This is a genomic window from Vibrio sp. St2 (genome assembly GCF_947311885.1).
Lineage (GTDB): Bacteria > Pseudomonadota > Gammaproteobacteria > Enterobacterales > Vibrionaceae > Vibrio > Vibrio coralliilyticus.
Map to the genome: position 1 here is coordinate 92,047 of NZ_CAMZNA010000007.1, position 12,348 is coordinate 104,394.

Annotated in this window: 15 protein-coding genes and 1 pseudogene; 5 read left to right on the forward strand and 11 right to left on the reverse strand. The window is 54.6% G+C overall.

From position 1 onward, the window contains the following. The first annotated feature begins 135 nt into the window (after positions 1-135). A complete protein-coding gene (locus QMA41_RS18620) occupies positions 136-399 on the forward strand; it encodes a hypothetical protein (protein WP_064487086.1) in 264 nt (87 codons plus the stop codon). 120 nt (positions 400-519) lie between these two features. Here QMA41_RS18620 and QMA41_RS18625 read toward each other — a convergent pair whose 3' ends face one another. The 5 genes from QMA41_RS18625 to QMA41_RS18645 form a co-directional block, all read right to left on the reverse strand. Further along, positions 520-726, reverse strand: coding sequence for a hypothetical protein (locus tag QMA41_RS18625; protein WP_064487087.1), 207 nt, complete (start codon positions 724-726; stop codon positions 520-522). Positions 727-795: 69 nt separating this feature from the next. After that, complete coding sequence (locus QMA41_RS18630) at positions 796-1,404, reverse strand: peroxiredoxin (RefSeq protein WP_045985582.1); 609 nt, start codon at positions 1,402-1,404, stop codon at positions 796-798. Positions 1,405-1,406: 2 nt separating this feature from the next. Continuing rightward, on the reverse strand, positions 1,407-1,910 hold the full coding sequence (tpx, locus tag QMA41_RS18635; RefSeq protein WP_045985581.1) for a thiol peroxidase: 504 nt from the start codon (positions 1,908-1,910) through the stop codon (positions 1,407-1,409). Positions 1,911-2,198: 288 nt separating this feature from the next. Then, the gene (locus tag QMA41_RS18640) at positions 2,199-2,678 is read right to left on the reverse strand and encodes a hypothetical protein (RefSeq protein WP_235676540.1); all 480 of its coding nucleotides are present in this window, start codon (positions 2,676-2,678) and stop codon (positions 2,199-2,201) included. Then, positions 2,665-3,462 (reverse strand): transcriptional regulator, encoded by a 798-nt coding sequence (locus tag QMA41_RS18645; protein WP_235676541.1) that lies wholly within the window; start codon positions 3,460-3,462, stop codon positions 2,665-2,667. The genes QMA41_RS18640 and QMA41_RS18645 overlap by 14 nt, the downstream gene beginning before the upstream one ends. A gap of 623 nt (positions 3,463-4,085) precedes the next feature. Between QMA41_RS18645 and QMA41_RS18650 the strand changes: the two genes are divergently transcribed. After that, complete coding sequence (locus QMA41_RS18650; RefSeq protein ID WP_235676542.1) at positions 4,086-5,015, forward strand: LysR family transcriptional regulator; 930 nt, start codon at positions 4,086-4,088, stop codon at positions 5,013-5,015. Here the strand turns inward: QMA41_RS18650 and QMA41_RS18655 are convergent. Together QMA41_RS18655 and QMA41_RS18660 are read right to left on the reverse strand one after the other, a co-directional pair. Continuing rightward, complete coding sequence (locus QMA41_RS18655; protein ID WP_235676543.1) at positions 5,007-5,513, reverse strand: hypothetical protein; 507 nt, start codon at positions 5,511-5,513, stop codon at positions 5,007-5,009. The two genes, QMA41_RS18650 and QMA41_RS18655, sit on opposite strands and share 9 nt — an antisense overlap. Positions 5,514-5,643: 130 nt before the next feature. Continuing rightward, the gene (locus tag QMA41_RS18660) at positions 5,644-6,588 is read right to left on the reverse strand and encodes an alpha/beta hydrolase (protein WP_235676544.1); all 945 of its coding nucleotides are present in this window, start codon (positions 6,586-6,588) and stop codon (positions 5,644-5,646) included. Between the two features lie 92 nt (positions 6,589-6,680). On the opposite strand from QMA41_RS18660, the gene QMA41_RS18665 reads away from it, so the two are divergent. Further along, complete coding sequence (locus QMA41_RS18665; protein ID WP_235676545.1) at positions 6,681-7,430, forward strand: WYL domain-containing protein; 750 nt, start codon at positions 6,681-6,683, stop codon at positions 7,428-7,430. 131 nt (positions 7,431-7,561) lie between these two features. Next, positions 7,562-8,350 (forward strand): CLCA_X family protein, encoded by a 789-nt coding sequence (locus QMA41_RS18670; RefSeq protein WP_165579953.1) that lies wholly within the window; start codon positions 7,562-7,564, stop codon positions 8,348-8,350. Between the two features lie 14 nt (positions 8,351-8,364). Here the strand turns inward: QMA41_RS18670 and QMA41_RS18675 are convergent, their stop codons facing one another. Together QMA41_RS18675 and QMA41_RS18680 are read right to left on the reverse strand one after the other, a co-directional pair. After that, positions 8,365-8,709: a hypothetical protein gene (locus QMA41_RS18675; protein WP_235676546.1), complete on the reverse strand. Its 345-nt coding sequence runs from the start codon at positions 8,707-8,709 to the stop codon at positions 8,365-8,367. Positions 8,710-8,722: 13 nt separating this feature from the next. After that, positions 8,723-9,370, reverse strand: coding sequence for a DUF1993 family protein (locus QMA41_RS18680; protein WP_235676547.1), 648 nt, complete (start codon positions 9,368-9,370; stop codon positions 8,723-8,725). A 32-nt stretch (positions 9,371-9,402) separates the two neighbouring features. Here QMA41_RS18680 and QMA41_RS18685 point away from each other — a divergent pair. Beyond that, positions 9,403-10,242 (forward strand): annotated as a pseudogene (locus tag QMA41_RS18685) (hypothetical protein); the annotation flags it as partial. A 73-nt stretch (positions 10,243-10,315) separates the two neighbouring features. Here the strand turns inward: QMA41_RS18685 and QMA41_RS18690 are convergent. Continuing rightward, positions 10,316-10,789, reverse strand: a complete 474-nt coding sequence (locus QMA41_RS18690; RefSeq protein WP_082315515.1) for a DUF1203 domain-containing protein — start codon at positions 10,787-10,789, stop codon at positions 10,316-10,318. A gap of 286 nt (positions 10,790-11,075) precedes the next feature. Then, complete coding sequence (locus QMA41_RS18695; protein ID WP_082315513.1) at positions 11,076-12,314, reverse strand: TRAFs-binding domain-containing protein; 1,239 nt, start codon at positions 12,312-12,314, stop codon at positions 11,076-11,078. Between the last annotated feature and the right edge of the window lie 34 nt (positions 12,315-12,348).

Consider the following 12,348-nt stretch of genomic DNA (forward strand, 5'->3'; position numbering starts at 1 on the left):
TAAGTAAAGTAATTACTTTAATTGTGATGATTTCAGACAAGTTCATTACTCCTTGTCCAGTGCGTTCATTACAGTGACGATGAACGAGGCGCTGGCCGTCTCAATTGCTTACGTTTTTTGATACAAAGGATCCCTATGTCACTGAAATCGGCGCTCCATGCCTTAGAAGAATATCAAGCGCTCACCGGACAAGAAGGCACACACATTGACAACTTGAGCCTGTCGCTCAAGTGCTTTTTCATTCAGAGCAAGTGGTTGGATGCACAGGACAAACAACGTCTCAAACAACAAACACGGGCCTTACTGCTCGAAGAAACTCGCTTTTGTCAGCGCACCCATAATTATGCCGCGGAAGCGGTCATCGACACCCTGGCTGGCTTGTTGATCCTCAAAGCGTGACCGAAGATGCCACCCAAAGCGGCCTGTGGCCGCTTTTTTATCCTCATACCACAATGAACAACGGCCGGCCTGTGTCTCACACACAGGCCGGCCGTTTTAAGTAAGGGGTCAGCGCCTCTCTCAGCCGTGACGTTTATCCAGCGTGAGCGCTGGACCGGGCCAACCGGGTGAGCAAGGGTTACGATAGGGGTGACGTTGATACGCTTCATAACGCTTGATCTCTCGGCACAACTCATCGGCGCCAAAGCGTACAGGGATCAAATAGAAGAAAACGATAAAGGCCAGCGTGATCAGTATCACCGCCAACATAGGAAGCCAGGCTTTCATTATCAACACTCTCAGGGGGAAAGAAGCACGATGCCAAGCGAACTGGGCCACTTGGCATCGTGTTATTGCTTAGATATGACGTTTCGCGATGTCCAACGCCGCGTTCAGATCCGGCAGTTGGGTCAGTTCCGGCACACGCTGGATGTGCAGAATGCGGTCGTCCTTACCGACCACAATGATCGCTCGGGATAGTAGGCCGAGCTCTTCAATATGAGCCCCCGTCTGCTGGCCAAATTCGTGCTGGCGCGAATCCGACACAAACGACACGCCGTTACTGAGTTTTTGTTCCGCAATGAAACGTGCCTGCGCAAACGGTGTATCGGCGCTCACGGTCATAAAATCGATGCGATCGGCGTACGCTTTGTGCGTCGCCGCCAGTTGATCGAACGCCACCGCTTGTTCGACACACACGGGCGTGTCAACGGACACTAACACATTGTAGATCCGCACCTTGCCGCTGCCTTGTGTCTGGACGGGAGCCAATGACGCGCTGGCGAGCGTCATGGCAGGCATGCGATCACCGACTTTCACGGCATGACCGCCAAGCGAAAAGGTGGTGTTGTGTTCCAGTGTCACGCTGTGTGTCGTTCCAAGGCCCGCAGATGCTTGCGTCACGTCAAAGCCCGCATGTGCCCAGCCTGTCGTGATCATGGCGAGCAGCGCCAGTGTTCGTTTCATGATCACGCTCCCTTTACCGCGGCAACCGCCGATGGGTAATCGGGCTCGTCGGCGATTTCACAGACGCGCTGAACATACACAACTTGGCGTTGTTCATCCAATACAACCACCGCCCTTGACGCCAGCCCGCGCAGAGGGCCTTCCGTGATCGCCAAACCATAGTCGTGAGCGAACGTTGGCGAGCGGAAACACGATCCGATCGCCACTTGGTCTAGTTGGTGTTGCTCAACAAAGCGCGCCAGGGCAAATGGCAAATCGGCAGACACACACAGGACCACCGTGTTATCAAGCGATTTGGCGGCTTCATTGAAGGCACGGACACTGTCGGCGCACGTTGGCGTATCGACACTTGGGAAAATGTTCAGGATGAGCTTTTTGCCCGCAAAATGGTCAGCGCCAATATCGGCCAAGGTTTGGTCACACAGGGTGAATTCGGCTGCGCGCTGGCCTTGCTGTGGCAAGTTGCCCGCAACAGTAACGGGGTTTCCTAAGAATGTGACTGACATAAATACCTCTTTTATTTTAAACATCATGCATTCTGAACTTTGAGAGCAACGCTCCTCTCACCGAGCGGGTGTTGAGGAGGCGACGCCGTCAAAGCGAGACGCATGGTGCCAAAAGGCAGCGGTAAACCCCAATGAACAAATCACAACCTTTGTGATTCACATCTTTTATATCTATCTATTTGTTTTTATTAATCTTATTTTTTAGGATATCGACTCGTGATTGCGATATTGCGGCCTCACCTTCCCCGACTCAACGCCTTTAGACGTTCATCACCGGCACAAACAGAGCTACTGGCGACGGGTAATGCATTTAACGCCCCCTTCGAGCAACTTGGTGTAACACAACACTTTTCGGTTGTGATGAATGACTTGTAAGGTTTCACTGTTCATCCGGTGCATCGCATGCGCTTCAACCGGGATCGCTCGGTTGGCTCCCCCGCCGATGGGGCGCGAAAATTCACTGAACTGGACGAGGCGATCACTATAGAACTCCGTGAAATAGCTGAAATGCATCGCTTGAGGATCATCGTCAACAACGCGGCTGGTGTGAGATTTAAGATTGAAAAACGGGCGATGATTGACGGTGTGGAAGTCCTCGATGGAAAACACGTCGCCCTTGAGTGTCACATTGAGGGTTTGGGCATAGTACAGTTGACTAGACTGGCCGTTCATAAAGGTGGGGGTGTCGCGCAGCTTGAGTGCCACATTGGCGCCGGTGGCCAGCAGCGCCAGGACGAAAAACATCAGCAGGACCTTATTGACAGACATCACGAACCATCCCTCCGATGAAGTAGAAGTTTTCTTGCAATGAAAAGGTGAAGTTCTTAACTTCTTGATCGCCGGTGGTGTCGCAGCGGTAGACACAGGACACATAGTAGTTGCTCACGCCAGTGGAGATCAGCAGTTCGGTCACTGAGCTGTCATTGAGATGCGTACTGCCGGTGCTGAAGTACTGATACAACGCCTGACTGGCGGGGTTATCCAAGTGAAAAAAGGTCCGCTCACCGTGCGTGTGAGTGCTCCAGCGATCCAAAGGAACATTCCAGGCAAACGTCCAGCGATGAACGGCCTGAGCCGTTTGAAACAGACACACCACCGCCAGCATTAATGCCGCTAACGCCTTAAATTGTTGCCTATAGTGGTGCGCTTGCGGGGCGGGCGGCGTCTGGGGCTCAGGCACCTTATCACTGGCCATCGCCTCGTGAACAGGGGCCGACGGTGACGTCTCAGGCTCGGCCAACTGCACCACGTTTTCAAACAGCATATAGCCGCGAGAAGGCACGGTTTTAATGAATTTTTGCTCTTTACCACTGTCGCCCAGCGCGACCCGTAGCTGAGCGATGCACTGAGTCAGGCTGTTGTCGGACACCACGCGCTCGCCCCACACTTGGGCAAACAGCTCTTTTTTAGAAACAACTTTGCCCTGATGGGCCATTAACACCTGCAGCACTCGACACTCTGGGCCTTTGAGTTTTTTGGCGTTAAGGGATTTCACATGAACCAGTTGTTCCCTCGCAAGGGGGTACAGCTGCCACAACGATTCGCAATTCATACACGCTTATTCTTATTGTCCACATTTTCTTAGGCACATGACCTAAGGCTCACCCGTCCTGGAAAGGCCGAAACCGGCCCGAATCGCTCCATGGGAGCTCGTCACTGCCATCCTAGCGTGACCCGCGGCGTCGACACCGCAAAAGAGAACGTTTGCTTATTGAGGCCAACCAAGAGGCCGAAGCACGTTAAATCCCCGCTCAATAGGGGCTGAACGAATGCGCCGCAGCGTCCGTTTTGGCGCGTACGATAACCGCTGTTTATATAAAAAACAATAATAAACTATTACATTTAGCTATATAAAAACACCGCCTGAAATCGGACCAGACCCGGCACTCCTGGCAAGTCCACGGGGGTCGATTTCGGTGCCATTCTCGAGCGCATTATTATAAATAATGGTTTATTTTCAATGTATTACTATTGTCACAGCGCGTCTCTCTCTCATCGAAGCACCGACCACGACACCTTACCCTGCCACGAATGGGATCTATCCCATTCGTCATCCAATCGGGCGTCTCTCGACGGGCGTCCGGTCTCTCATTAAGGGAACACGACCGCTTGCGCACAGGGTAAGGCTTTCCTATTATTCCCGGAAGTTATCATTTGGATATTCAGAATTACCATATGGAAATACTCTGGTTACCTTATGCGCCGCTCTACATAGCCTTATGTGAAGAGCGCAGTGTGGCAGGCGCGGCGAAACGACTGGGATGCTCTAATGCCCATGTCAGTCGTCAATTGAGGCAGCTTGAGCAGGTGGTGTCGATGCAACTGATCCATCGTACGACCCGTCAATTTCATCTCACGCACGATGGAGAATGCTTCTATCGCGAACTCAAAGCGCTCATGCGCCACGCCGATGTCATTCAGGCCACTCTACAGACCACGCACGCCCTCTCGGGCACCGTACGGGTCGCAGCGTCTGCGTCGTTTGGTGCCTTGGTGTTGACCGAGACCTTTTTGCGCTTTCGGGAGGCGTACCCCTCGATCCATCTGGAGATTGTGTTTACCGAGCAGCCTTTTGACATCATTGAAGCCGGGTTTGATGTCGCGTTTTACCTGACGGATCAGCCACCGGACGGCCACGTCGGTTACCCATTAAGAGCGCTTGACTGCCGCCCTTACGCACACCGTGACTATCTCACGGCGCATGGAACGCCCACGCACCCGGGTGCGCTGTCGTCACATCAGCACATTCTTTATCGAGATCCCACGCTATCACTTGATCGCTGGACCTTTCATCACCGTCACCAAGAGGCGTCGGTTGAAGTAACGCTACCTGGAGGCTTCAGTGTCAACTTGGTGGCCTCAATGGTGGACGCTTTGATGGCCGCACAGGGCATCGCCATGTTGGATGAGTTTGCGTTTGCTCAGCTCTCGATCGCAGAGCGCCAGGCACTGGTTCGGCTCTTACCCGAATGGGACACCGATGCGATGCTGCCGCTGTATATTTTGTACCCTAAACGTCAGCACTTACCCAAGCGCACCCGGTGTTTTATCGACTTTTGCCGTCAAGCGTTGACGCACCACCATGGATCGGCGACGTTATTTTAAGCGCACGACACTGATGCTTTTCGCAACGCCGTTGACGGTCATCCGATACTGGCCGTTAACGCGCTCGATGCGGACCGAGGGCGCGTACGCATAGTGGTACCAGTAGGCGTATTCTCGTTGCTTCCAGACTTGTCCGTTGGCGAGTTTAAACAAGGTATCGCCTTCAAAGCCATTAAACTGGCCGGCGATCGCCGAGTGGAGGATCTCGTCCGGCCCTAGGGGATCGCGATGAAGCGCCACCCGGCCGAGGGCGGTGATCGGCAGGGTCTTCCCTGCCACCGTCAAGGTGCCTAGGTTCGGGCACACTTCCACACGCGGGGCATAGTGATACAGGTACTCGTAGGCTTGACGGATCTCCCACAGCGTCCCGTCTGCGAGTTGGAACACCTCACCACTGTGCCCCATAAATGGAGTCGGGCTTTGCACGGTGGACGGATAGCACTGCGCGCCCGCGTGCCACGCCACGCTCATCAGTATGCCAGCGAACCAAGCTTTCATCGTTGTACTCTCTCGAATTTAAGGGGCGATAAGGGTAGTGATTGCGGGCGGAAAAAACCATGCAGAAATGGGCCGTTTTTCGCCCTGTTTTTGTGATTTTGTCTTAGTCAGACCATTTAGGGCCCCACCCTCAGCACTCGTCTTCGAGATCGCGTAGCCACTCGAGCATCACGCGGTTGGTTTCGTCAGGTTGCTCCTGCTGGATCCAGTGGCCACAGTCTAGGTGCACGGTCGTCACGTTCGGGACATAGTCGGTGAGCGATGCCAACACGGGTATGCTGTCCTGAGTCCCGTAGATCATCAGGGTGGGCTGGTTGACTAGGGCGGGCACATCGGCGAGTTGGTGCCAGTTTCGGTTCAGATTGCGATACCAATTGATGCTGGGCGTAAAACCGGTGTGGGCGAAGGCCGCATCATAAACGCGCCATTCGTCGTCACTCATGAGTGGCTGGCCTTGTGGGGTCGACTGCTGGGCCAGCGCGATCATCGCCATGCCCGGCTCTGGCGAGGCCGGCGGCAGTTGGCTGCGGTACACATTGCGCAAAAATTGTGACCGATGCTGGTCGAGGACAGCGTCTGCGACGCCGGGCTGACGGCAAAAGTGCACCATATAATGTTCAGCGCCCATCCCCTGTTCCATCGCGTCAATCCAGGGCAGGTCTGTGCGCACCTGATATGGGAGGCTGAGGTTGATCAGGGCGCGAACCCGGTGTGGGTGAAGCAAGGCCATTCCCCAAACGACCATGGCGCCCCAGTCGTGGCCGACAAAGATGGCGTCCTCATACCCGTAGTGATCCAGCAACGCGGCCAAGTCGCCCGTCAAGTGGGTGATGTCGTAGCTCGAGACAGCATCGGGACAAGACGAGCCCCCGTAACCACGTTGATTGGGGACGATAACGTGGTATCCAGCCTTGACCAGCGCTGGGATCTGATGGCGCCAGGAAAAGGCAAGCTCGGGCCAGCCGTGGCAAAGTACGATGGGCATACGACCCGGCGATTGACCGGCGTCAAAGACTTCGAGGGTGATCCCGTTGCACGATAGCATCTTGACGCGAGGAAAGGGCGATTTGAACATACTGTGTCTCCTGGTTGTCGACGTCCGCTTGACGTCTGGGACACAATATCGCTAAATAGTGCCTTAATTTGTCACCTTTTATCAGCCTGCCCATGACCGTTCGACTTCGACAAGACGCCATCGTGCGTTACCTGCGCCGCAATGGCACCGCCACCCTGGTCACCTTGGCGCAGACGGTAGGGGCATCTCGTCGGACGGTGTTGCGGGATCTCAACGCTCTGCGCGATGAAGGTTGGATTATCCATGCGGAACCTGGGCGTGGGGGCGGCATACAACTGGATCCGCGTTCGATGCGAGCCACCGTAACGCTGTCTGTCGAAGCGGTGTTTGCGCTGGTGATCAGCACCGCCACCCTCTCAGCAATTGGTGGGCTGCCGTTTACCGATGCCGCGGACCGCGCGCTGGCTCAACTCGAAGCCGCCCTGCCAAGCGACAAACTGAACGATTTGCGCCGCTTATTGGCCGGCTTGTTTGTCGGACAGCTTGCACCTGAGGTGGACATCACCGGACACACCGAGCAAGATCCCGACTTATTACCCGCGTTTGAGCAGGCGTTTTTGCAATGCCGTCCGCTGCGTTTTGACTATGTGGATGCGCAAGGCCAAGGCACGCATCGCTGTGTGGAGCCGCATGCCCTGCTCATTTTGCCGCCGTTGTGGTATTTGGTGGCTTGGGATCCACAGCGTGGCGACTTTCGCCATTTTCGCATGGATCGGATCCGCGCCCCACGGTGCACAGACGAGCCGCGGTTTTTACGTCGTGACGTTGCGTTCGATGCGCATGTCTCCCCGCTGAGAAACCTCGCCTCCCCCCATTCCCAGCGCGCCCCGTCTTCGCGTTGAGGAGCTATATGGGCGTCCTTGAAATCATGCGAAGGTGAGCATCGACAAGCCCCCAGTTCAGGGTATACTGCCCTGCTAAGACACAAGGCGGCCGATCATCGGTTCGTGGAGCATCGACCAGATACCCTACAGTGAAGCTGACGCATTTCAAACACCAAACGCGCCGCGGTCCGGACTACCGGCATGGCGAGCCTGCGACGTTCCAGGACATCCAACGCACCTTTGGCATGGGTAACTTGCGGGTGGGTCGTTGGGTGACACAAGAAGAAAAAGCGCTCGCGGCCAACCTGATTTACGACTCGTTAGCGGATCTAGCCTATCTGCTCGCCCTTCCGCCCCATGCTATGGGCCTGCGCGGCACGCTCAACTTCGCTTTTGGCACCGGGGGACGTCAGGGCGTGCAAGCGCATTACGATCCTCGTCGGCGAGAGCTGGCCTTAGCCAAGAATGCCGGAGCGGGCGCGCTGGCGCATGAATTCTGGCACGCCTTCGATCATTACATTGCGGATAAAGCCTTTGACCTCGACACGTCTGGGCCGTCGAGCTTGCGCCCCCGATTTGCCAGTGACTGCTGGCTTGAAGACTGCACGCCGATCGCGCACCCGCTGAACGAGCGACTGATGGCGCTCTTTGCCGTCACCTTATTGAGCGGCGACACCCTCGACAAGCACGATTATGTGGCTCGCAGTGTGCGAGCCGATCAGGCCTTGGCGCAGCGGTATTTTTCGTCGCCCACGGAGATGATGGCACGGGCATTTGAGGCGGCGATCGAGTCGTGCGCGGAGATTGACAATGCTTATCTGGTAAAGGGAACCACGCGCCAGGATGTGCGACCAGTGTATCCTGACATCGCACATCGCCAGACGATTTATCGGGCGTTACATGCCTATTTTGGCCCCTTGGGTCAGGCGCTCAGTTAACGGCATTTCTCGTCTTATCGCCCTCCGATCCAAACGACCCCGACGATGACGCTCCAAATCCACACGAAGTTGAGCCCCATTAGCAGCCAAAAACTGCCCCGACGGGTTGTCGCTCGCCAGGACAGAGCGGGAAACAGTAAGCAGTAGCACTGGAATCGAAGGCCAATGGTCAAGAAGGTGTATGGCAGGTCGGGCAGCCGGTCAGGTGTCGACAAAATGGGGCGCGCCGATCGCGCCAATTGGTGATCCAAAAACGCGATGTGCTTGAACGGTCCGATGCACACACCAGCGGATTGCACCAGATAGGGCAATGTCCACAGCATCACCCACCCCATCCATATCATGTGTTCTGCTTCCATGGTGACGCGCTCCCTAGGCTTGACTGACCTGGCTAAAGCAAAAGCCAGGGGGATAGTGGTGAAACCCGTCGAAGTCGCCTTTGCTGAGCGACACACCTTGCGTTTTACCGATCGCGTACACCATGCCCATATGAAACAAAAGGTTAGGCAAAATGAACCGTTCGATGAACTCGGACTCACACAGAGTCACGTCAATCAGCCCAGCGGTGTCGGTGATCTGCCTCTGGTCCTGATAACCTTCTATCTCGGGCGCAGCTGCCAAATACGCGAGGGTCGCCTCAATCTGACTCAATACGGCCTGTTTCCCTTCCTTGTCGTTGTAGAACGACACGGTCGCCACACCGAGCAACGGGCAATACCCGCGCAAGGCAAAGTTGGCCGCCACCTTGGCGTGTTTTTCCAGAGAAAACATGTCAGGCGCTAACGAGCACGGCAGCGCTGAGGCCGGCATACGGGTCATCATCGTTTTGAGCTGGGTGAGATGGTGGATCAGAGTGTGTTTTAAGCGGGCCATAGCAACGCCGTTCCTTCGATGAAATCCTGTGACCATCCTAGCACAGAAACCCCAACGGTCACGCGTCCAACTGGGCCAAGCTAGACAGCGTCCTGTAGCACGACTCACGCCCATTTGAAAATACGTCTTATTTTCAATATTATCCATTCAATGTCTCCTTGCCTGCCTCACGCGCCTTTATGTCTACCGATCCCATTCACACACTGAAACAGGCCTTCGTTACCGGGATGGGGGCCACCTTGGTCAGCATCGCTATTGGGCTGACGTTTAAGATTTGGTTAGCCAGTTGGGTGGCCAAAGCCGATTTGGCGCTGTTTCATACCGTGGTGGATGTGATTTCGCTGTCGCTCATTTTGATGAGCGGGTTTCGCTCCTCCATGGTGGTGAGTTACTCCCAAACCCGTAATGCATCAGGCATCATCAATCTGTTCCGCTTTGTGTTGATCGCCGTGGTGCTGCTGACCTGGGGCGGCGTGATCCCCTATATGAAGCACGCGCTCGGCATCAGTGTGCCCTACCTGCAACTGGTGGGGATCATTGTGGCGCTGGGACTCAAGCTCTATTTTACTAACCTGCTGGCGATGTATCGGCTGTACGACCTCACCAACCTAACCACCTGGCTGGATCCGGCGCTCAACGTTGTGGTGTTTCTTGGGGCGTATTACCTGGTAGGGTTGGAGGCGCTGAGTGCCTTGTTCTCTGCGCTGACGCTGTCGTCGCTGTGCACGGCGCTGTATATGTTCGTGCGTCGCCGCCAACGGATCGCCACCTTGCCACTGCAAGCGGTGCACTTGGACAGCGCGATGGTGGGTTACATGAAGAAAAGCGTGATCGCCACTTTGGAAGCCGGCGCCAGCATCCTGATGATCTACCTCGCGGTGCTACTGACGGTGCGGTATTTCACGGTCGATGAACTGGGCGATTTTCAGGTAGTGGTGCGCCCGCTCTTTACCTATATGACCCTGTTGTTTGTCTTCCCTATCTATCGGTTCGTGTTGCCGGAACTGGCGGTCAAGGTGCGATGCGTGATGTCAGCACCGCGTTCGACGCACAGTGACGATCTGCTGCCCTGCCGACGATGGCAGGGCGGCCTTATACACGGCGCACCGTGCAATTGAAACAGCCTGGATTGGCATTGTGGATCTGCAGGTACGCGACCTTGGGATCGTGAAACGCCTGTTGAATGACCCCAGTCAGGGGAGCGCCTTGGGTTGTGCAGGCCTGACGCATCATTCCCGCTTGGGTATAGGCCCGTACCGACAGCAGTCGCTCGGCCAGAATGGGAGGAATGGCGTTAATGGCCAGTGTGGCCGTTTGGGCCTGTTCACGCAGATAAATTGGCCCCGACGCCCGATAAGGGGACGCCACATCATGGTGGAGGTACGGAATGAGCAGCACACGCTCTCCGAGTTGCGCCTCTTCGAGCGAGATCCGACAAGGGTAGCCGGGTTGGCTGTCGGCGGTCAGCCATTGTCCATGTCGCTCTGCCAAGCGGGCATCGCTTAATCGGAACCACTCCTCGACCTGGTGTCGGGCAATGGGTTCAATCAAAAAGTCGGTCTTCATACGGGCTCCATGCGGTGGAAAACAGCCCGTAGCATAGCGCGTTGTGGCGGGCAGACTGGCCACAACCGGAGGCGCAACATCATCGCCTTATCGCTCTGTCGAAAAACGCAGTCCTAGCAGACCTGATTGGAGTAGGCACCAGAAATGAGCGCCTCCCCATCTTATTTTTTCGCTCATGTGTATGTCCCCGATCTCACCTCACCGACGCCATTCATGCTCAAGCTCACAGGTGCGAAGACATGGGCTGACTTCCGTGTCGTTCTCTTCACAATACGAAGCGAGGGGACTAGTTCATCTGCATATCCTGGATCAGTTGCTTCGACTGAGTAAAGGTAGCAACCTCCCAGTCACTCGGATTTTCTTCCAAAAACTTGCGCTCAAACTCTGAGGCTTTAGCGGCCTGTTTGAGTGCTAGACAGCAACCAGACAGAGACGCGTACACCCACTTCTTATCGAGACGGCTTTCAAAGTCAACGTGTTCGACCAACTTGGTCAAGTCATCCGTAATGCGTTGACGTGTCTGCTTGGCTTCATAGCGGCAGTAGATTTTCTCGTCGTCATCGAGTACACGGCGCGCTTTCACCTCTAAGCAGAGAGCGTAGTTCTCACCAGTATAATAATCATTTGTGATTTTGAAACACTTGCCATAATACTCTACGGCGCGCTCCAAGCATGATACGTCTTCGGTTGCCCACCACATGTTTTTGTATATCGCCCCTGTTATACCGAGCGTCTCTGGATCGTTGGTGCTTTGCTTTTCTGGTGTCAATGTTTTGATGATGCTGAGAGCCTCGCTCAACACAGCAATATCTCTTGGGTTACTTTTATAGCGAGCTAGGGCCCTTTGCTGAATAAAGTACGGTTCTGATGGGGCGTTCAGGCTGGCTTTTTCCCAATATTCTGCGGCCAAATCAAATTGATTGTCCTGCATCATCTGCTTGGCTTTTTCAACATGAGCGAACAACATCTGTTCTTTCTTTGACAGGTCGTCGATGAGCTGAATGTATTCATTTTCTGGCAAAATGGGCGGTTTAATATCATTGATGAACTCATACAGTGGACTGTCTACTTGTTTCTGCTCAGTCACCGTGTTGATCAAGGTGATCAGGTGTCGCTTGCATCGTTCCGCTTCATCGACCCCAATGTCCTCACCCAAATGTGAGTACATACACATACGACTATGGTCGAGGTCGAACGGGATCTTGCCATTTTTTTCTTTGAGAATAATGGTCGAGTAAGGTCTGACGCCATGGCGTATGCCCAACTCGTAAATCGCATTGGGGTTAAACGTGGTGATATCAGCCACCACCAAGTCCGCCTGCATAAGCAGTGCGTACATACTTTTGTCAATCAGCCCGGAGTCAATGACTTCATCCGCGCGCACACATTCATACCCTGACGCCGTGACAGCAGGACGAATGATGTTTTTGTAGGTCTTATCAAGATCGTACGTTTTCCCTAAGTCGGGATCGCTCTTTTTACCAAAGCCCATAATGACGAAACAGATTTTTGTTTTCTTTTTCATTTTACTTTCAGATTTATTAATAAGATATTGAATA

Bases quoted from the DNA above. Each gene is read 5' to 3' on its own strand.
- QMA41_RS18650 (WP_235676542.1), top strand. From the start codon at position 4,086: ATGGAAATACTCTGGTTACCTTATGCGCCGCTCTACATAGCCTTATGT.
- QMA41_RS18690 (WP_082315515.1), bottom strand. From the start codon at position 10,789: ATGAAGACCGACTTTTTGATTGAACCCATTGCCCGACACCAGGTCGAG.
- QMA41_RS18660 (WP_235676544.1), bottom strand. From the start codon at position 6,588: ATGTTCAAATCGCCCTTTCCTCGCGTCAAGATGCTATCGTGCAACGGG.
- QMA41_RS18680 (WP_235676547.1), bottom strand. From the start codon at position 9,370: ATGGATAATATTGAAAATAAGACGTATTTTCAAATGGGCGTGAGTCGT.
- QMA41_RS18675 (WP_235676546.1), bottom strand. From the start codon at position 8,709: ATGGAAGCAGAACACATGATATGGATGGGGTGGGTGATGCTGTGGACA.
- QMA41_RS18645 (WP_235676541.1), bottom strand. From the start codon at position 3,462: ATGAATTGCGAATCGTTGTGGCAGCTGTACCCCCTTGCGAGGGAACAA.
- tpx (WP_045985581.1), bottom strand. From the start codon at position 1,910: ATGTCAGTCACATTCTTAGGAAACCCCGTTACTGTTGCGGGCAACTTG.
- QMA41_RS18665 (WP_235676545.1), top strand. From the start codon at position 6,681: ATGACCGTTCGACTTCGACAAGACGCCATCGTGCGTTACCTGCGCCGC.
- QMA41_RS18625 (WP_064487087.1), bottom strand. From the start codon at position 726: ATGAAAGCCTGGCTTCCTATGTTGGCGGTGATACTGATCACGCTGGCC.
- QMA41_RS18620 (WP_064487086.1), top strand. From the start codon at position 136: ATGTCACTGAAATCGGCGCTCCATGCCTTAGAAGAATATCAAGCGCTC.
- QMA41_RS18655 (WP_235676543.1), bottom strand. From the start codon at position 5,513: ATGAAAGCTTGGTTCGCTGGCATACTGATGAGCGTGGCGTGGCACGCG.
- QMA41_RS18695 (WP_082315513.1), bottom strand. From the start codon at position 12,314: ATGAAAAAGAAAACAAAAATCTGTTTCGTCATTATGGGCTTTGGTAAA.
- QMA41_RS18630 (WP_045985582.1), bottom strand. From the start codon at position 1,404: ATGAAACGAACACTGGCGCTGCTCGCCATGATCACGACAGGCTGGGCA.
- QMA41_RS18640 (WP_235676540.1), bottom strand. From the start codon at position 2,678: ATGTCTGTCAATAAGGTCCTGCTGATGTTTTTCGTCCTGGCGCTGCTG.